This window comes from Streptomyces sp. NPDC052773 (genome assembly GCF_044547145.1).
Classification (GTDB): domain Bacteria; phylum Actinomycetota; class Actinomycetes; order Streptomycetales; family Streptomycetaceae; genus Streptomyces.
Window position 1 is genome coordinate 203,936 of record NZ_JBITZX010000011.1, and the last position, 18,014, is coordinate 221,949.

Sequence of the window (18,014 nt, forward strand, 5' to 3'; positions counted from 1 at the left end):
GGTAGGCTGTTCACATGTCCGAACCGACCGGTGCCGCCCGCCGCCGCGGGCCCTTCAAGGTCGGGGACCAGGTACAGCTGACCGACCCCAAGGGCCGCCACTACACGTTCACGCTCGAGGCCGGGAAGAACTTCCACACCCACAAGGGTTCCTTCCCGCACGACGAACTGATCGGCGCTCCCGAGGGCAGCGTTGTCCGTACGACGGGGAACGTCGCCTATCTCGCGCTGCGCCCCCTGCTCCCCGACTACGTCCTGTCCATGCCCCGCGGGGCAGCCGTCGTCTACCCCAAGGACGCGGGGCAGATCCTCGCCTTCGCCGACATCTTCCCCGGCGCCCGCGTCGTGGAGGCCGGCGTCGGCTCCGGCTCGCTCAGCAGCTTCCTGCTGCGGGCCATCGGCGACCAGGGCATGCTGCACTCCTACGAGCGCCGCGAGGACTTCGCGGAGATCGCCAAGCAGAACGTGGAGCGCTACTTCGGCGGCCCGCACCCCGCCTGGCAGCTCACCGTCGGCGACCTCCAGGACAACCTGTCCGACACCGACGTCGACCGCGTCATCCTCGACATGCTCGCCCCCTGGGAGTGCCTGGAGGCCGTCTCCAAGGCGCTCGTGCCCGGCGGCATCCTGTGCTGCTACGTCGCGACCACCACCCAGCTCGCCCGGACCGTCGAGTCCATCCGCGAGATCGGCTGCTTCAACGAGCCGACCGCCTGGGAGACGATGATCCGCAACTGGCACATCGAGGGCCTGGCGGTCCGCCCGGACCACCGGATGATCGGCCACACCGGCTTCCTCCTCACCGCCCGCCGCCTCGCGGACGGTGTCGAGCCGCCCATGCGCCGCCGCCGCCCCGCCAAGGGCGCCTACGGCGAGGACTACACGGGCCCCAACGCCGACGGAGGCATGGGCCGCTAGCCGGACCCGGGCCGCGCGCAGCCGCCGAGGCGGCCTAGGGGGTGTCTCACCCGCCGGCCCCGTGTCGCGTACAACGTCCCGGCGCCGTGGCCGAGTTCCCGCACCCCGCGCGGAACTCCTCCACGGCGCCGCGCTTTTGACGCCCCCGCGGGCCCGCCGAGCCTCGTGAGCCCTCCGCGCGCGGTCGGCCGATACCAGCCCCCACCCCGCCGTTCCCCCGCGCTGTGACGTGTGGCACCATGCTGGCCACCCCACCGGCACAGCCCTCACAGGAGACACTCCTAGTGCAGCAATCCGCGGTCCCGGAACTGGCCCACACGCACACCCGCCCGATCCACTGGCTGGCCACCGCCACCGCGCTCGCCGGCGTGGTGGCTCTCTCCGCGCTCCTCCAGCCGGGCGCGGCCACCGCCGCCCAGGAGCCGGGCCTGGGGCCCCAGTCCGCGCCCGTGGCCGCCGCGCCCGCGACCGACGGCGTGGACTTCCCCCTCGAATGCGGCCCCGTCGAGGCCGTGGTGGAGCGCGAGGCGACCGGGGACCTCGACGGCGACGGCCGGCCGGAGACGGTGGCCGTGGTGCACTGCGACGCGGGCATCAGCACCCCGCCCGACGGCATCTACGTCCTCACGCGCGGCGCCGACGACGCGCCCACGCGCGTGGTGGCCACCCTGGTCGACCCCAAGGACCGCTACACGGTCAAGGACTTCGCCGTCCGTGACGGCGCGGTGACCGCCACGCTGCTCGGCTACTCGTCCGACGACGTGCCCACCTGCTGCCCGGACACCGAGGACCGCGCGAAGTGGCGGTGGGAGAACGGCGCGTTCGTCCGCTCGTCACCCGCGGGTGCCCGCAGCGTCTGACGGCCGTCGGCGAACCGTGTGAGAAATCAGACAGTAGTAACGCACCGTGCAGATCTGGTCACTCTGCGTCCGGGCCGTAGACCTCGACCCTGTCCGAAACTCGACGTACGTGGATGCACTCGCCGGGACACTCCTTCGCCGAGTCGATCACATCCGTGAGGAGCGGCAGCGGCACGGGCGTTGTCGCTCCCGGCTCCTGAAGCAGTTCTTCCCCGGCGCCCTTCACATAGGCCAGACCGTCGATGTCCAGCTCGAACACCTCGGGCGCGTACTGCGCGCAGATGCCGTCGCCGGTACAGAGATCCTGATCGATCCAGACCTCCAGAGCCTCGCCGTCGACTCCGGCCTCCTGCTGCACGGTCATCTCTCCTGCCGTTTTCTGCACCGAGCCGCACGGGAATCCGGCCAGCTCTGGCGGGTGTTGAACGCTTCGACCCTACCTCTGGTCGCTTTTCAATCGCGTTCGGTGGGTATCCCCCTGGCGTGAGGGAGAGCGCAAGGGTGAAGATCGGACACACCCCGACCGTCTTTGTGATCTAGGGGTTTCAATCGACACCCACCCAGGTAGGGTCTGGAAGCGTCCAGCTCCCCTTGGAGGAGGTGAGGACCGTGGCAGCCCACGACGACGACATGAACCGCGGCATCCGCCCGGGACGCGGGTCCGACGACCCGGCCGGGCAGATCGCCTACCTTGAGCAGGAGATCGCCGTCCTGCGACGCAAGCTCGCCGACTCTCCGCGACACACGAGGATTCTCGAAGAGCGGATCGTCGAGCTGCAGACAAACCTGGCCGGCGTGTCCGCCCAGAACGAACGACTCGCGAACACGCTCCGTGAGGCCCGCGACCAGATCGTGGCCCTCAAGGAGGAGGTCGACCGGCTCGCACAGCCGCCGGCCGGCTTCGGTGTCTTCCTGCAGGCGAACGAGGACGGCACCGCAGACATCTTCACCGGGGGCCGCAAGCTCCGGGTGAACGTCAGCCCCAGCGTCGAGCTGGACGAGCTCCGGCGCGGCCAGGAAGTCATGCTCAACGAGGCGCTCAACGTGGTCGAGGCCATGGAGTTCGAGCGCGTCGGTGACATCGTCACCCTCAAGGAGATCCTCGAGGACGGCGAGCGGGCCCTGGTGCTCGGGCACACCGACGAGGAGCGGGTGGTACGGCTCGCCGAGCCGCTGCTGGACGTCACCATCCGCCCCGGCGACGCCCTCCTGCTCGAACCCCGCTCCGGCTACGTCTACGAGGTCGTGCCCAAGAGCGAGGTCGAGGAACTCGTCCTCGAAGAGGTCCCCGACATCGGTTACGACCAGATCGGCGGCCTCGGCAACCAGATCGAAGCCATCCGCGACGCGGTCGAGCTTCCGTACCTGTACCCGGACCTGTTCAAGGAGCACGAACTGCGGCCGCCCAAGGGCGTCCTGCTGTACGGGCCCCCCGGATGCGGCAAGACACTCATCGCCAAGGCCGTCGCCAACTCACTGGCCAAGAAGGTCGCGGAAGTGACCGGCCAGGCGGCGGGCAAGAGCTTCTTCCTGAACATCAAGGGCCCCGAGCTCCTCAACAAGTACGTCGGCGAGACCGAGCGGCAGATCCGCCTGGTCTTCCAGCGGGCCCGTGAGAAGGCCAGCGAGGGCACCCCCGTCATCGTCTTCTTCGACGAGATGGAGTCCCTCTTCCGCACCCGTGGCTCCGGCGTCAGCTCGGACGTGGAGAACACCATCGTCCCGCAGCTGCTCGCCGAGATCGACGGCGTGGAGGGCCTGCAGAACGTGGTCGTGATCGGCGCCTCGAACCGCGAGGACATGATCGACCCCGCGATCCTGCGTCCCGGCCGGCTCGACGTCAAGATCAAGATCGAGCGTCCGGACGCCGAGGCGGCCAAGGACATCTTCGGCAAGTACCTCACCGAGCGTCTCCCGCTCCACGCGGAGGACCTCACCGAGCACGGCGGCGACAAGGCGGCGTGCGTCCAGGCCATGATCCAGACGGCCGTGGAACACATGTACGCCGAATCCGAGGAAAACCGCTTCCTCGAGGTGACCTACGCCAATGGCGACAAGGAAGTCCTGTACTTCAAGGACTTCAATTCCGGCGCCATGATCGAGAACATCGTGGGCCGCGCCAAGAAGATGGCGATCAAGGACTTCCTCGAGCACAACCAGAAGGGCCTTCGGGTCTCCCACCTCCTCCAGGCGTGCGTGGACGAGTTCAAGGAGAACGAGGACCTGCCCAACACCACCAACCCGGACGACTGGGCCCGGATCTCCGGAAAGAAGGGCGAGCGGATCGTTTACATCCGCACCCTCATCACCGGAAAGCAGGGCGCGGACACCGGACGCTCCATCGACACGGTGGCGAACACCGGACAGTACCTGTAAAACACAGGGCGGCTGCGGGTGCCCTTCCCGGGTACCCGCAGCCGACTGTTTTTCCGGCGCCGGCCGGAACGAGGGGCGCGCGAGGCAATGACGCAAATGATCTCCCCACCAGCGCAAAGGCGTTCTAGGCTCTTCCGTACCGCCGAGTCGCGCAGTGCGGGGACGGGCACCGCACACGCAACCGAGCGCCAGCGGTATCTGAGCGGGGCCCACGACCGAGGACTCCGCCGGGCAAGGAGGGCCGCATGACCGTACGGCGAGTAATGGGCATCGAGACGGAATATGGGATCTCCGTCCCCGGCCACCCCAACGCCAATGCCATGCTCACCTCATCCCAGATCGTCAACGCCTACGCGGCGGCGATGCACCGGGCCCGCCGGGCCCGCTGGGACTTCGAGGAGGAGAATCCGCTGCGGGACGCACGGGGCTTCGACCTCGCCCGCGAGGCCGCCGACGCCAGCCAGCTCACCGACGAGGACATCGGCCTGGCCAACGTCATCCTCACCAACGGCGCACGGCTCTACGTCGACCACGCGCACCCCGAGTACAGCGCGCCCGAGGTCACCAACCCCCGCGACGCCGTCCTCTGGGACAAGGCCGGCGAGCGGATCATGGCCGAGGCCGCCGAGCGGGCCGCGCAGCTCCCCGGCGCCCAGCCGATCCACCTCTACAAGAACAACACCGACAACAAGGGCGCCTCCTACGGCACGCACGAGAACTACCTGATGAAGCGGGAGACCCCCTTCTCGGACATCGTGCGCCACCTCACGCCCTTCTTCGTCTCCCGCCAGGTCTTCGCCGGCGCCGGCCGCGTGGGCATCGGTCAGGACGGCCACGAGCACGGCTTCCAGCTCAGCCAGCGCGCGGACTACTTCGAGGTCGAGGTCGGCCTGGAGACCACCCTCAAGCGCCCGATCATCAACACCCGCGACGAGCCCCACGCCGACGCGGAGAAGTACCGCCGGCTGCACGTGATCATCGGCGACGCCAACCTGTCCGAGATCTCGACGTACCTCAAGCTGGGCACGACGGCCCTGGTCCTGTCCATGATCGAGGACGGCTTCATCGCCGTCGATCTGGCAGTGGACCAGCCCGTCCGCACCCTCCACCAGGTCTCGCACGACCCGTCCCTCAAGCGTCTGATCACCCTGCGCAGCGGCCGGACGCTCACCGCGGTCCAGCTCCAGATGGAGTACTACGAGCTGTCGCGCAAGTACGTGGAGGAACGCTTCGGTGCCGACGCGGACGAGCAGACCAAGGACGTGCTCTCCCGCTGGGAGGACGTGCTCACCCACCTGGAGAACGACCCCATGAGCCTGGCCGGCGAGCTGGACTGGGTCGCCAAGCGGGAGCTCATGGAGGGCTACCGCCGCCGCGACAACCTCGACTGGGACGCCGCGCGGCTCCACCTCGTCGACCTCCAGTACGCCGACGTACGCCCCGAGAAGGGCCTCTACAACCGTCTGGTGGCCCGGGGCCGGATGAAGCGGCTCCTGGACGAGGCGGACGTCGAGCGGGCCAAGCAGAAGCCGCCGGAGGACACGCGGGCCTACTTCCGCGGTCGCTGCCTGGAGCAGTACGCCGACGACGTGGCCGCGGCCTCCTGGGACTCCGTGATCTTCGACCTCCCGGGCCGGGACTCCCTCCAGCGCGTCCCAACCCTGGAACCGCTTCGCGGAACGCGTAATCACGTCAAGGAGCTCCTGGACCGCTGCCGCACCGCCGAGGACCTGGTCAGGGTGCTCTCCGGCGGCTGAGCGGGTACCCGGGGGGAGCCGGCCGGGCAGGGTGGAAAACACCGGCTCCGGGAATCATCGAGATGGGCCCCGTGCGTTGGAGAAACTGCGGGGCCGTTGTCAGACCCGGAGAGTAGGGTCTGATCTTGAACCAGCAACTGTGTCGGGCGAACCGAGCGGGGTGAGGGTGATGGCGACCAAGGACACCGGCGGCGGACAGCAGAAGGCCACCCGGTCCACCGAGGAGGTCGAGGAGCAGGCGGCGGAGGCGCAGGCTTCCGAGGACCTCAAGGAGCGTCACGAGAAGCTGAGCGACGACGTGGACTCCGTCCTGGACGAGATCGACGACGTGCTCGAGGAGAACGCCGAGGACTTCGTGAGGTCCTTCGTTCAGAAGGGTGGCCAGTAAAGGCAGCCTGCCTCACCCGCCTTCGAACCGAAGGCCGGGAGAGGGCGAGGGGGCGCCCGGGAAGCGGTGCACCGGTGCGGTGCCGGGAGCGCGCGGCGGAGTCAGGTGCCGCGTGCTACCGGCGCCGCGCTGTCTTCGCCGAACGGCTTCCGCCACCGCATGTGGATCACCACCACAAGACGGGTAGGGTCCGTCGTACTGTGCTTCAACTGCAATTCCGGCCTCGGCCTGTTGACTAATCGGAAGGAAACGCGTGGAAGCCAACACTCGTGACACCGGGCGTCTACCAGCTGCCTTCCTGACGCCTGGATCTTCTTCGTTCATGGACTTCCTGTCGGAGCACCAGCCGGAGCTGCTGCCCGGGAACCGGCAACTCCCGCCCACCCAGGGTGTGGTCGAGGCCCCGCACGGGACGACCATCGTGGCCGTGACGTTCCCCGGCGGCGTCGTGCTCGCCGGTGACCGCCGGGCCACGATGGGCAACGTCATCGCGCAGCGGGACATCGAGAAGGTCTTCCCGGCGGACGAGTACTCGGCCGTCGGCATCGCCGGCACCGCCGGTCTGGCCGTCGAGATGGTCAAGCTGTTCCAGCTGGAACTCGAACACTTCGAGAAGGTCGAAGGGGCGCAGCTCTCCCTGGAGGGCAAGGCGAACCGGCTGTCGACGATGATCCGGTCCAACCTCGCCATGGCCATGCAGGGCCTGGCCGTGGTGCCGCTCTTCGCCGGGTACGACCTGGACCGCGCCAAGGGCCGCATCTTCTCCTACGACGTGACGGGCGGCCGCTCCGAGGAGCACGGGTACGCCGCCACCGGCTCCGGCTCGATCTTCGCGCGCGGCGCCATGAAGAAGCTCTTCCGTGACGATCTGACCGAGGCAGAGGCCACGACGCTCGTCGTCCAGGCCCTGTACGACGCGGCAGACGACGACTCGGCGACCGGTGGTCCCGATGTCGCCCGCCGGATCTACCCGATCGTCACCGTGATCACCGAGGACGGCTTCCGCCGGCTCACCGAGGACGAGTCCTCGCAGATCGCCCGCTCGGTGCTGGAGCGGCGTCTGGAGCAGCCGGACGGCCCGCGGGCCGCCCTGCTCTGACCGTGGGCGCTTTGTTGTCAGGTGATCCAGTGACTTCCACAGAAAGGGACGGATAACCGGTGTCGACGCCGTTCTATGTCTCTCCCCAGCAGGCCATGGCCGACCGGGCCGAGTACGCCCGCAAGGGCATCGCGCGCGGCCGGAGCCTGGTCGTGCTGCAGTACGCCGACGGCATCGTGTTCGTCGGCGAGAACCCGTCCCGCGCGCTGCACAAGTTCAGCGAGATCTACGACCGGATCGGCTTCGCCGCGGCCGGCAAGTACAACGAGTACGAGAACCTGCGCATCGGCGGCGTCCGCTACGCCGACCTGCGCGGTTACACCTACGACCGGCAGGACGTGACCGCCCGCGGCCTCGCCAACGTCTACGCGCAGACGCTGGGCACGATCTTCTCCAGCGCCGGCGAGAAGCCGTACGAGGTCGAGCTGGTCGTGGCGGAGGTCGGTGAGACGCCGGAGGGCGACCAGATCTACCGGCTGCCGCACGACGGCTCGATCGTGGACGAGCACGGCTCGGTCGCGGTCGGCGGCAACGCCGAGCTGATCAGCAACTATCTGGACCAGCGCCACCGGGACGGCATGACCCTGGCGGAGGCGCTGAAGCTGGCGGTCCAGGCGCTGTCCCGCGAGTCGAACGGGTCGCAGCGGGAGATCCCCGCCGAGCGCCTGGAGGTCGCGGTGCTGGACCGTACGCGTCCGCAGAAGCGGAAGTTCAAGCGGATCACCGGTGGGCAGCTGTCGCGGCTGCTGGCCGAGGACACGGCCGCCGAGACGGAGGGCGGCGCGTCCTCCGAGTCCTCCGAGTCCTCCGAGGAGGAGTGACCTCCGCCCGCGCGTGAACAGAACGCCCCGGTCCGTCGAGGACCGGGGCGTCGCGCGTTCAGACGGCCGGTGGCGGCGCCGTGGAACCCCGGACGACGAGTTCCACCGGGATGTCCCCGCGCGGCGGTGTACGGCCCTCCAGGACGGCCAGGAGGGCCTGCATGCCGCGCTCGCCGAACAGCTCGGCGTCGAGGCGGACGGTGGTCAGCTCGGGGTCGATGGCGGTGGCCAGGGCGAGGTCGTCGAGGCCGGTGACGGAGATGTCGTCGGGGATGCGCAGGCCCAGGCGGCGTGCGGCCTTGTAGGCGCCGGCGGCGAGTTTGTCGTCGTCGCAGACGATGGCGGTGGGGCGCGGGCCCGGCGCGGTGAGCGCGGCTTCGGCGGCGGCGCGGGCGCCCTCGATGGAGATCGGCGCGGGCGCGGTGCGCACGGTGGTGCCGGGGACGGCGCCGACCCGCGCGGCCAGCTCCCGGGCCCGGATCTCGAAGGTCCAGGAGGGGACGTCGGCGGCGAGGTGCAGGAAGCGGCGGTGGCCGAGGCCGAGGAGGTGTTCGGCGACCTGACGCACGCCGTCGGTGATGTCGAGGTTGACGGTGGCGGCGCCGAGGCTGCCCTCGGGGTCGCTGTCGAGCATGACGAGGGGCAGCTGGTCGCCGCGGATGGCGGTGAGGGCGTCGGCGGCCATGGACGAGGCGATGACGCCGTCCAGGGCGGCCTGGGCGGAGGCGAAGGGGTCCCGCGCGGGGCCGATGCCCTCGGGGGAGGGGTAGAGCACGACGCCGAAGCCGTGGGCGGCGGCGACGCGCGCGGCGCCGGTGTAGACGCCGGCGAAGAACTCGGTGGTCAGCGCGGGGACCACGAGGAGCACGGTGCGGGTGCGGCCGAGGCGCAGGTTGCGGGCGGCCAGGTTGGGCCGGTAGCCGAGGTCCCGCGCGGCCCGGCGGACCCGCTCGGCCGTCGCCTCGGAGACCCGGCCGCGCCATTTGTCGCCCAGGACGAGGGACACGGCGGCCTGCGAGACTCCGGCGGCCTCGGCGACGTCGCGGCTCGTGGGGCGGGTGCTGGCTCGTGCCACCGTCGGGCTGCTCCTTCGTGGGGGTCGCGCCCGGGCTCCGCCTGGACGTGCGAACAGCGGACATGGTACGTATGACGGAGGACGTTATACGTAAAACTTCGAGCCGGAAGGCGGGGGACATGGCTGCGGGATACCTGGAGATCCTCAGGGCGAAACACGCCGCCCGGCTGCTGACGGGCACGCTGGTGGGGCGGCTGCCGAACGCCACCGCCGCGATCGCGATCGTGCTGTTCGTCCGCGCGGAGGGCGGTTCGTACAGCCTGGCCGGCGCGCTGGCGGCCGTGTACGGGGTCGCCAACGCGGTGGGCCAGCCGCTGCTCGGGCGTCTGGTGGACCTGCACGGCCAGCCGCGCGTCCAGCTGCCCGCCGCGGTGCTGTCGGCCCTGGCGATGGCGGTCTTCGCGTTCGCCGGCACCGAGCCGGCGCTCCTGTCCTACGCCGCGGTCGCGGCGGCGGGTCTGTTCACCCCGCCCCTGGAGGGCGGCCTGCGGGCGCTGTGGCCCTCCGTCCTCCGCAAGGAGGACCAGGTGCACACCGCCTACGCGATGGACGCGGTGGCCCAGGAGGTCATGTTCACCGTCGGCCCACTCCTGGTCACCCTCTGCGCCTCCCTGTGGTCCGAGCGGGCCGCGCTGCTGGTGCTGAACGTGATCGGTGTCCTCGGCGCCCTCTCCGTGGTCGTGTCGCCGCCCTCGCGCGCGTGGCGGTCCGCTCCCCGCGAGGCCCACTGGCTCGGCGCGCTGCGCTCGCCCGGCCTGATCGCCCTGCTCGTCGCCTTCCTGTTCGTCGGCGTGGCGCTCGGCTCGATCACGGTCGCGGCGGTGTCGTACGCCGACGACCACGGCGGCGACGCGGTCTACGGCTGGCTGATGGCGGCCCTGGGGCTGGGCGCGCTGGCCGGCGGCGCGGTGTACGGGGCGCGGCAGTGGAGCGGCTCCCCGGAGCGGCGACTGTGCGTGCTGGTGGCGCTTCTGGCGGTTTGTTATCTGCCGCTGATGCTGATGCCGGGCGCGGTCGCCATGACGGCGCTCACCGCGCTCGCCGGGGTCTTCCTGGCGCCCGCCATCGCCTGCGCGTTCGTCATCGTGGACCGGCACGCGCCGAGCGGCACGGTCACCGAGGCGTTCTCCTGGCTGGTGACGACGTTCACCGTGGGCGCCTCGGTCGGAACGGGCCTGGCCGGGCCGGTCATCGAGTGGGGCGGGACCCTGTGGGGATTCGCGGTGCCCGGCGCCGCCGGCGGGGTGTCGCTGCTGGTGCTGCTGGCCACCGGAAGGGTACTCGCGGCTCCCGCGCGGACCGCGGTCGTTGCGTCTTCATCGGAAAATGATCCAAATCGTGCCGTCGAACCCCGTTTCAGTTCAGGGGATCGGGCGTAATGTTCAGTCATGGACCGCCGCATTTTCGGGCTGGAGAACGAGTACGGCGTCACGTGCACGTTCAGGGGACAGCGCCGTCTGTCGCCTGACGAGGTGGCGCGGTACCTCTTCCGCCGTGTCGTGTCATGGGGCCGCAGCAGCAATGTCTTTCTGCGGAACGGTGCCCGCCTCTATCTCGACGTGGGCTCTCATCCGGAATACGCGACACCCGAATGTGACAACGTGATCGAACTGGTCACCCACGACAAGGCCGGCGAGCGCATTCTCGAAGGACTCCTGGTGGACGCGGAACGACGCCTGCACGAGGAGGGAATCGCGGGCGACGTCTACCTCTTCAAGAACAACACCGACTCGGCGGGCAACTCCTACGGCTGCCACGAGAACTATCTGGTGGCCCGGCACGGGGAGTTCTCCCGGCTCGCGGACATCCTCATCCCGTTCCTCGTCACCCGGCAGCTGCTGTGCGGCGCGGGCAAGGTGCTGCAGACCCCGCGTGGTGCGGTGTACTGCGTCAGCCAGCGGGCCGAGCACATCTGGGAGGGCGTCTCGTCGGCGACGACCCGCTCCCGGCCGATCATCAACACCCGCGACGAGCCGCACGCGGACGCCGAGCGCTACCGCCGGCTGCACGTCATCGTGGGCGACTCCAACATGTCCGAGACGACGATGCTGCTGAAGGTCGGCGCCACCGACCTGGTGCTGCGCATGATCGAGGCGGGCACGGTGATGCGCGACCTCACCCTGGAGAACCCGATCCGGGCGATCCGCGAGGTCAGCCACGACATCACCGGCCGCCGCAAGGTGCGCCTGGCCAGCGGCCGCGAGGCCTCCGCCCTGGAGGTGCAGCGCGAGTACTACGAGAAGGCCCTCGACTTCTGCGAGCGGCGCGGCATCCGCACCGGCACCGTCGAGCGGGTGCTGGAGCTGTGGGGCCGCACGCTGGAGGCGATCGAGACCGAGGACCTGGACCGGATCGACACCGAGATCGACTGGGTCATGAAGTACAAGCTCATCGAGCGGTACCGGGCCAAGCACAACATGACCATGTCGCATCCGCGGGTCGCCCAGATAGACCTCGCCTACCACGACATCCACCGCCGTCGTGGCCTGTACTACCTGCTGGAGAAGAAGGGCCAAGCCGCCCGGATCTGCAACGACTTGAAGATCTTCGAGGGCAAGTCCGTTCCGCCGCAGACCACTCGGGCCCGGCTGCGCGGCGACTTCATCCGACGGGCCCAGGAACAGCGCCGGGACTTCACCGTCGACTGGGTGCATCTGAAGCTCAACGACCAGGCACAGCGGACCGTGTTGTGCAAGGACCCGTTCCGTTCGGTGGACGACCGGGTGGAGAAGCTGATCGCCGGAATGTGAGCCGCGGCGTTTTCCGCACGACAAGCCGGAACGCCACACGGGCGCCGTACGTTACCCGTACGGCGCCCTTCTCACGCCGTAGAGTTGCGCGCACGCCATCCACAAGATCGACCGATTACGAGGCCCCTATCGTGCGCCGACGCTCACTCATGATTGCCGTTCCCGCCGGACTGGTCACGCTCGCCGGATGCGGCGACGACAAGGCCGATTCGGGCAAGGCCAGTGACAGTGCCTCGCCGACGGGGCAGGCCACCTCCGCCGCGCCGTCGCCGAAGATCGTCGACGGTCCGCTGCCGGCGATCACCGCGGGCACGAAGTTCGACGAGAAGCCGACGATCGCCAAGGGCAGCGGGTCGCCGTCGAAGGACCTCGCGGTGAAGACCGTCGTCGCGGGCGGCGGTCAGACCGTCGCGGAGGGCGACTACATCCAGGCGAACTACCTCGGCCAGATCTGGGACACCGCGAAGGTGTTCGACAATTCGTACGACCGCAAGACGCCGCTGGTGATCCAGCTCGCCCAGGGCAGCATCATCGACGGCTGGCGCCACGCGCTGACCGGCAAGAAGCTGGGCAGCCGGGTCGAGTTCTCGGTCCCGCCGACCTGGGGGTACGGCGAGCAGGGCCAGCCCCAGGCGGGCATCAAGGGCACCGACACCCTGGTCTTCGTCGTGGACCTCAAGGGCACCTTCAACGCCAAGAGCTCCGCCAAGGGCAAGGAGGTCGCGCAGAACGACGCGGCCGTGCCGGAGGTCGGGACGAACACGGACGGCAAGGCGCCGTCCATCGAGGTCCCGAAGGCGGACCCGCCGAAGAAGCTCGTGGCGAACTACGTCCTGGAGGGCGACGGCCCCGAGGTCGGCGCCCAGGACAGCGTCCTCGTGCAGTACAAGGGCGTGCAGTGGCAGAACGGCAAGGAGTTCGACTCCACGTACGGGCGCAAGGCCCTGACGTCGTTCTCCCTCCAGCAGGTCGTCAAGGGCTGGTCCCAGGGGCTGACCGGCAAGAAGGTCGGCAGCCGCGTCGTCATCGTGATCCCGCCGGACCTGGGCTACGGCGACAACCCGCCGAGCGGCAGCGGCATCGCCAAGGGCGCCACCTTGGTGTTCACGGTGGACATCCTCGCCAAGATGTGAGGCGCCGCCTGACCGGCCGGGCGCCCGGCGCGGGGTGCGCCGGTGGCCGGCCTGGTGTGGCTGGGCACGGCCGCGCCGGGCGGGATGAAAGACTGGGCGCGTTACTTGTCGTACACATGCAGGAGCCTTCAGACGTGAACATCGAGAAGCCCGAGATCGACTTCCCGGGCGGCGAGCCCCCGGCGGACCTCGAGATCAAGGACATCTGGGAGGGTGACGGCGAGGTCGCGCAGGCGGGTCAGACCGTCACCGTGCACTACGTGGGCGTCGCCTTCAGCACGGGTGAGGAGTTCGACGCGAGCTGGAACCGGGGCACCCCGTTCCGCTTCCCGCTGGGCGCCGGCCGGGTCATCAAGGGCTGGGACCTGGGCGTGCAGGGCATGAAGGTCGGTGGCCGCCGCCAGCTGACCATCCCCGCCCACCTCGCCTACGGCAACCAGAGCCCCACCCCGGCGATCAAGCCCGGCGAGACCCTGATCTTCGTGGTCGACCTCCTCGGGGTCTGATCGTCGTACAGGAGTCGTAAAAGATCAGGAGACGTTCCGATCGTCGTACGGACCGCGTGCGGGATCCGACCGGCTCCGATCATCCAGGGCCCATGCCTGTCCGGGCATGGGCCCTCGGCTTTTGCCCGGGCACCGCGGAGCGGTACGGTCATCGGTCGGAAGCACCATAGGGAAGGCGAAGGGCGTCGATGGCCATTGCCAAGGCCGAGCGGCTGATGAACCTCGCGCTGTGTCTGCTCGGGACGCGGCGGCCGCTCAGCAAGCGTGAGCTGCGCGAGTCCATCGAGGCGTACGTCGAGGCCTTCGGGCCGGACAATGGTGCGGCCGGCAGCGAGGACTCGTTCAACCGCATGTTCGAGCGGGACAAGGACGACCTGCGCGAGCTGGGCCTCGTCATCGAGACCGTCGAGAACCTGGACGGCGAGGTCGGCTACCTGGCCCGCCGCGACAGCAACCGCCTCCCGCCCATCACCCTCGACGCCGAGGAGGCCGCCGCCCTCGGCCTCGCCGCCAAGGTCTGGCAGCAGGCCCGGCTGGCCGGCGCCGCCAGCGGCGCCCTGCAGAAACTGCGCGCGGCCGGACTGCCGGAGGACGTGGACCCCTACGAGGCGCACGGCGCCCTGGAACCGCGCATCCCCGTGCACGAGGCCGCCTTCGAACCGCTGATGCTCGCCTGCCGCGACCGCCGCCCGGTGATGTTCGAATACCGCAAGGCGACCGCCGCCCGCCCCGAGACCCGGCACGTCGAGCCGTGGGCGCTGGAGTGCTGGCGCGGCCACTGGTACCTGGCGGGCTGGGACCGCGACCGGGGCGCCGAGCGGGTGTTCCGGCTGTCGAGGATCACCGGCAAGGTGCGCTCGCGCGGTGGCCGCTTCACCGCGCCGGTCCCCGACGTCGTCACCGTCCGCGAGACCGTCGCCGGCTGGGCGGGCGAGACCGCCGACCGCAGCGCGCGCATCCGGCTGCGCGCCGGCGCCGGGTACCCCCTGCGGGCGAAGGCCACCGCGGTGCGGGAACTCGGCGACGGCTGGGACGAGTTGGAGATTCCGTACGGGCACGGACTGGACGCCTGGCTGGTGGAGTTCGGGCCGGACGTGGTCGTCCTGGAACCCGCCGAGCTGCGCGCCGACGTGGTGGACCGGCTGCGTGCCGTCGCCGAGGGCTGAGGGGAAGCGGGACAGACAAGTGGCAGGCAAACCGGTCAGGCCCGTGAACGCCATCGACCAGACCAGACGGATGCTCTCCCTGGTGACGTATCTCAAGGAGCGCCCCGGGGCCCGGATCGAGGACGTCGCCCGCGCCTTCGGCATCACCGAGGAGGAGCTGGTCTCCGACCTCGACGTGCTGCCCATGTGCGGCACCAGCTTCCGCGGCGGCGATCTGCTCGACATCGACACCGACGGCGAGCGCATCTGGTGGCACAACCCCGCCGCGCTCGGCGCGGAGGCCGCCGAGCCGCTGCGGCTCGCCGCCGACGAGGCGACCGCCCTGCTGGTCGCCGCCCGCGCGGTGGCCACCCTGCCGGGGCTGCGGGAGAGCGACCGGCAGGCGCTGCTGCGCGCCACCGCCAAGGTGGAGACCGCGGCGGGCGAGGCGGCGGGCGCCAGCTCCCGGCTGTCGGTCACCTTCGAGTCCGAGGGTGGCGTCTTCGCCGACGTCGACCGGGCCATCTCCGAGCGCCGCCGGCTGTGGATCCGCTACTACTCGCCGGCCCGCGACGAGGTCACCGAGCGCGAGATCGACCCGATCCGGCTGGTCAGCGTAGGCCACACCTACGTCGAGGCGTGGTGCCGCCGCTCCGAGGCGCGCCGTACCTTCCGGCTCGACCGGGTCGCCGAGATCAAGATCCTCGACGAGCCGTCCGCGCCGCCCGAGATCGAGCTGCGGGACCTGTCGGAGGGGCTGGTGCAGCCCGCCGCCGAGGATCCCGAGGTGATCGTGGAGGTCGGCCCCGGCGGTCGCTGGGTCGCCGAGTACTACCCGCACGACAGCGCCGAGGAGCTTACCGACGGCGGTCTGCGGATCACTCTGCGCACCCCCGAGCCGGCCTCGCTGCGCCGCCTCGCGCTGCGCCTGGGCGCCGACGGCCGCATCGTCGCCCCGGCCGAACTGGCCGAAAGCGCCCGCCGAGCCGCCCGCGAGGCACTGGCGGCGTACGCGGAGATCGACGCGCCGGAGGCGTACGACGAGGGGGCAGAGGCACCGGGGCGGACGCCGCGGGTGCCGGCGGACGACGACCACGGGCTGTTCGAGAGGCAGGAGCAGGGGCTGTGAGCGAGTCGGCGTTCGGTGGGCAGGGTGTGTCGGTGGCCTCCGCCTTCGCGGGGATGCGCAGTGTGACCCCCGTGGTGTTCAAGGCGGGCTGCCCGGACTGCCGGGGCCGCTTCGAACTCGCCGCGAGCGCCCTGCGGCTGGCCATCGGCGCCAGCAGCCGTACGACGTTCTACTCCTTCACCTGCCCCGAGTGCGGGGCGGCCGTCCGCAAGCCGGCGGGGGAGCGGATCGTCGAACTGCTCACCGGCGGCGGGGTGCGGACGCTGCGGCTCCACTCCACCGTCTAGGACGGTCTAGGCTCGGCGTCATGTTCTGGCCGATGTTCGCGGTTGCTGTGGGTTTCCTGGGTCTCGCCGTTCTCGGTGTGCTGGCCATACGGGTGTTCGTCGAGGCCCGGCGCCTCGGTCGGCAGGTGACGGAGTCCGCCCGCCGGATCAACCGCGCCGCGGAGGACCTGGAGCGCGCCGCGGTCAGCGCGGCCCGCTCCGCCGACGCGCTGTGAGGTCAGCCGTACGGCCCCTGTGAGCCCAGCCGGTTCATGTGCTTTGGGCCGCTTCGCCCTGTCAACTTGCCCCACCCGGCAGGTACGCTGACGGTCGCGGTCCGGAGAACGAGGCCCGGATCGCGGACCGGGAGTACGCACGGGGATTGCCGGACGTTTACCCCTGAGCGTTACGATCGCTGTCGGCCCGGTTGCTCGGACACCTGTCCGACCGGTCGGACAGCCACCCACCCATCCGCCTCGGTGAGAAGGTAAAGACTTATGGGACGGCTCGGACCTACCGAGATCATTCTGATCCTCGTCGTCATCATCCTGCTGTTCGGCGCCAAGAAGCTTCCGGACATGGCCCGCTCGCTCGGCAAGTCCGCGCGCATCCTCAAGAGCGAGGCGAAGGCGATGAAGGAGGACGACAAGAAGTCCGCGCCGGCCGACCCGCCGCACTCCACCGACGAGCAGCCCCCCGCTCAGCGCGTCATCCAGGCCGCCCCCGGCGACGTGACCAGCTCCCGCCCGGTCACCGAGCCGACGGACACCACCAAGCGCTGACGCAGGGCCGGTGACCTCCGGCCCGCCGTACGAGATGGGAACGTGGGTTGCTGAAGTCTGCCCGCAAAAGTGAGAGGGATCCCGAGGGGCGGATGCCCCTTGCGGACCATTTGCGTGAGCTACGCAACCGGCTGGTGAAGAGTCTCGTAGCGATCTTCGTGGCGACGGTGATCGCAGCCTTCTTCTACAAGCACATCGTCGAGTTCTTCACGGATCCCATCCTGGACGCGGTGGGATGCGCGTACAGCTTCGCCGAGCTGGCCAAGGGCACCGAGGACATGCAGTGCGCGCGGATCGTGCAGAACGGTCTGCTGAGCCCGTTCACGCTGGCGCTCACGGTGTCGCTGGCGTCCGGTGTGGTGCTCTCCAGCCCTGTGTGGCTCTACCAGCTGTGGGCGTTCGTCGCCCCGGGCCTGCACCGGCACGAGAAGAAGTACAGCCTCGCCTTCGTCGCCGCGGGATTCCCCCTGTTCGTTCTCGGGGCCTACTTCGCGTACTGGTCGCTGCCGAAGATGGCCTCGGTGATGCTCGAGTTCGCGATCATCGGCGCTGACAACCAGCTGCCTCTCGAAGACCTCTTGCACCTGGTCATGCGGATGATCGTCGTCTTCGGTCTCTCCTTCGAGCTGCCGCTGCTGCTGGTGATGCTCAACTTCGGCGGGGTGCTGACCGGCAAGAGGATGGCCGGCTGGTGGCGAGGCATGATCCTGGGCATCACGCTGTTCGCGGCGATCGCCACGCCGAGCACCGACCCCCTCTCCATGCTGGCGCTCGCCGGCCCCATCTGGGTCATGTACTTCGGCGCCACGGGCATCTCGCTCCTGAACGACAAGCGTCGCGCCCGCCGCGAGGCGGAGGGCCCCGCCGACGACGAGGCCTCCGAGCTGGACCTGACCCCCGAGGACATCGGCGAGATCGAGCCCGTCAGCACCGCTCCCGCCCTGCCCGAGCAGGCCACCAGGGACCGGGTCAACGGTTATGACGACGTGACCTGAGGACCGGGGCGCAGC

The 18,014-nt window shown here is 70.0% G+C and carries 19 protein-coding genes; 17 read left to right on the forward strand and 2 right to left on the reverse strand.

The window, feature by feature from the left end:
* The first annotated feature begins 14 nt into the window (after positions 1 to 14).
* Both ACIG0D_RS24375 and ACIG0D_RS24380 read left to right on the forward strand, forming a co-directional pair.
* The gene (locus tag ACIG0D_RS24375; protein ID WP_399804541.1) at positions 15 to 917 is read left to right on the forward strand and encodes a tRNA (adenine-N1)-methyltransferase; all 903 of its coding nucleotides are present in this window, start codon (positions 15 to 17) and stop codon (positions 915 to 917) included.
* Positions 918 to 1,201: 284 nt separating this feature from the next.
* Positions 1,202 to 1,777 carry a hypothetical protein gene (locus tag ACIG0D_RS24380; protein WP_399804544.1) on the forward strand — a complete coding sequence of 192 codons (576 nt, stop codon included), beginning with the start codon at positions 1,202 to 1,204 and terminating at the stop codon, positions 1,775 to 1,777.
* 58 nt (positions 1,778 to 1,835) lie between these two features.
* On the opposite strand, the gene ACIG0D_RS24385 is transcribed toward ACIG0D_RS24380, so the two are convergent.
* Positions 1,836 to 2,141: a ferredoxin gene (locus ACIG0D_RS24385; RefSeq protein WP_365764273.1), complete on the reverse strand. Its 306-nt coding sequence runs from the start codon at positions 2,139 to 2,141 to the stop codon at positions 1,836 to 1,838.
* A gap of 245 nt (positions 2,142 to 2,386) precedes the next feature.
* Here ACIG0D_RS24385 and arc point away from each other — a divergent pair, with 245 nt between their 5' ends.
* The 5 genes from arc to prcA all read left to right on the forward strand — a co-directional run bounded on the left by arc (position 2,387) and on the right by prcA (position 8,218).
* Positions 2,387 to 4,153, forward strand: coding sequence for a proteasome ATPase (gene arc / locus ACIG0D_RS24390; RefSeq protein ID WP_399804548.1), 1,767 nt, complete (start codon positions 2,387 to 2,389; stop codon positions 4,151 to 4,153).
* 245 nt (positions 4,154 to 4,398) lie between these two features.
* The gene (gene dop / locus ACIG0D_RS24395; protein WP_399804551.1) at positions 4,399 to 5,910 is read left to right on the forward strand and encodes a depupylase/deamidase Dop; all 1,512 of its coding nucleotides are present in this window, start codon (positions 4,399 to 4,401) and stop codon (positions 5,908 to 5,910) included.
* A gap of 169 nt (positions 5,911 to 6,079) precedes the next feature.
* Positions 6,080 to 6,298, forward strand: coding sequence for a ubiquitin-like protein Pup (locus tag ACIG0D_RS24400; RefSeq protein WP_062154959.1), 219 nt, complete (start codon positions 6,080 to 6,082; stop codon positions 6,296 to 6,298).
* Between the two features lie 253 nt (positions 6,299 to 6,551).
* On the forward strand, positions 6,552 to 7,397 hold the full coding sequence (gene prcB, locus ACIG0D_RS24405) for a proteasome subunit beta (protein WP_399804554.1): 846 nt from the start codon (positions 6,552 to 6,554) through the stop codon (positions 7,395 to 7,397).
* Between the two features lie 59 nt (positions 7,398 to 7,456).
* The gene (prcA, locus tag ACIG0D_RS24410; RefSeq protein WP_399804557.1) at positions 7,457 to 8,218 is read left to right on the forward strand and encodes a proteasome subunit alpha; all 762 of its coding nucleotides are present in this window, start codon (positions 7,457 to 7,459) and stop codon (positions 8,216 to 8,218) included.
* 58 nt (positions 8,219 to 8,276) lie between these two features.
* Here prcA and ACIG0D_RS24415 read toward each other — a convergent pair whose 3' ends face one another.
* The gene (locus ACIG0D_RS24415; protein ID WP_399804560.1) at positions 8,277 to 9,293 is read right to left on the reverse strand and encodes a LacI family DNA-binding transcriptional regulator; all 1,017 of its coding nucleotides are present in this window, start codon (positions 9,291 to 9,293) and stop codon (positions 8,277 to 8,279) included.
* Positions 9,294 to 9,412: 119 nt separating this feature from the next.
* On the opposite strand from ACIG0D_RS24415, the gene ACIG0D_RS24420 reads away from it, so the two are divergent.
* The 10 genes from ACIG0D_RS24420 to tatC all read left to right on the forward strand — a co-directional run bounded on the left by ACIG0D_RS24420 (position 9,413) and on the right by tatC (position 17,999).
* Entirely contained in the window at positions 9,413 to 10,672 is a 1,260-nt protein-coding gene (locus tag ACIG0D_RS24420; protein WP_399804563.1) for an MFS transporter, read from the forward strand.
* A gap of 9 nt (positions 10,673 to 10,681) precedes the next feature.
* Complete coding sequence (pafA, locus tag ACIG0D_RS24425) at positions 10,682 to 12,043, forward strand: Pup--protein ligase (protein WP_165996941.1); 1,362 nt, start codon at positions 10,682 to 10,684, stop codon at positions 12,041 to 12,043.
* Positions 12,044 to 12,174: 131 nt separating this feature from the next.
* Positions 12,175 to 13,176 carry an FKBP-type peptidyl-prolyl cis-trans isomerase gene (locus tag ACIG0D_RS24430; RefSeq protein WP_399804566.1) on the forward strand — a complete coding sequence of 334 codons (1,002 nt, stop codon included), beginning with the start codon at positions 12,175 to 12,177 and terminating at the stop codon, positions 13,174 to 13,176.
* Positions 13,177 to 13,310: 134 nt separating this feature from the next.
* Positions 13,311 to 13,682, forward strand: a complete 372-nt coding sequence (locus ACIG0D_RS24435) for an FKBP-type peptidyl-prolyl cis-trans isomerase (protein WP_399804568.1) — start codon at positions 13,311 to 13,313, stop codon at positions 13,680 to 13,682.
* 188 nt (positions 13,683 to 13,870) lie between these two features.
* Complete coding sequence (locus tag ACIG0D_RS24440; protein WP_399804571.1) at positions 13,871 to 14,848, forward strand: helix-turn-helix transcriptional regulator; 978 nt, start codon at positions 13,871 to 13,873, stop codon at positions 14,846 to 14,848.
* 19 nt (positions 14,849 to 14,867) lie between these two features.
* Positions 14,868 to 15,956, forward strand: coding sequence for a helix-turn-helix transcriptional regulator (locus ACIG0D_RS24445; RefSeq protein ID WP_399804573.1), 1,089 nt, complete (start codon positions 14,868 to 14,870; stop codon positions 15,954 to 15,956).
* Positions 15,953 to 16,243 carry a hypothetical protein gene (locus ACIG0D_RS24450; protein ID WP_365764252.1) on the forward strand — a complete coding sequence of 97 codons (291 nt, stop codon included), beginning with the start codon at positions 15,953 to 15,955 and terminating at the stop codon, positions 16,241 to 16,243. The genes ACIG0D_RS24445 and ACIG0D_RS24450 overlap by 4 nt, the downstream gene beginning before the upstream one ends.
* Before the next feature lie 20 nt (positions 16,244 to 16,263).
* Positions 16,264 to 16,458, forward strand: a complete 195-nt coding sequence (locus ACIG0D_RS24455) for a hypothetical protein (RefSeq protein WP_365764250.1) — start codon at positions 16,264 to 16,266, stop codon at positions 16,456 to 16,458.
* A gap of 261 nt (positions 16,459 to 16,719) precedes the next feature.
* The gene (tatA, locus tag ACIG0D_RS24460; protein WP_365764248.1) at positions 16,720 to 17,004 is read left to right on the forward strand and encodes a Sec-independent protein translocase subunit TatA; all 285 of its coding nucleotides are present in this window, start codon (positions 16,720 to 16,722) and stop codon (positions 17,002 to 17,004) included.
* Positions 17,005 to 17,051: 47 nt separating this feature from the next.
* Positions 17,052 to 17,999, forward strand: a complete 948-nt coding sequence (gene tatC / locus ACIG0D_RS24465; protein ID WP_399804577.1) for a twin-arginine translocase subunit TatC — start codon at positions 17,052 to 17,054, stop codon at positions 17,997 to 17,999.
* Positions 18,000 to 18,014: the final 15 nt, after the last annotated feature.

Bases quoted from the DNA above. Each gene is read 5' to 3' on its own strand.
- ACIG0D_RS24375 (WP_399804541.1), top strand. From the start codon at position 15: ATGTCCGAACCGACCGGTGCCGCCCGCCGCCGCGGGCCCTTCAAGGTC.
- ACIG0D_RS24385 (WP_365764273.1), bottom strand. From the start codon at position 2,141: ATGACCGTGCAGCAGGAGGCCGGAGTCGACGGCGAGGCTCTGGAGGTC.
- dop (WP_399804551.1), top strand. From the start codon at position 4,399: ATGACCGTACGGCGAGTAATGGGCATCGAGACGGAATATGGGATCTCC.
- ACIG0D_RS24400 (WP_062154959.1), top strand. From the start codon at position 6,080: ATGGCGACCAAGGACACCGGCGGCGGACAGCAGAAGGCCACCCGGTCC.
- ACIG0D_RS24420 (WP_399804563.1), top strand. From the start codon at position 9,413: ATGGCTGCGGGATACCTGGAGATCCTCAGGGCGAAACACGCCGCCCGG.
- pafA (WP_165996941.1), top strand. From the start codon at position 10,682: ATGGACCGCCGCATTTTCGGGCTGGAGAACGAGTACGGCGTCACGTGC.
- ACIG0D_RS24440 (WP_399804571.1), top strand. From the start codon at position 13,871: ATGGCCATTGCCAAGGCCGAGCGGCTGATGAACCTCGCGCTGTGTCTG.
- ACIG0D_RS24455 (WP_365764250.1), top strand. From the start codon at position 16,264: ATGTTCTGGCCGATGTTCGCGGTTGCTGTGGGTTTCCTGGGTCTCGCC.
- tatA (WP_365764248.1), top strand. From the start codon at position 16,720: ATGGGACGGCTCGGACCTACCGAGATCATTCTGATCCTCGTCGTCATC.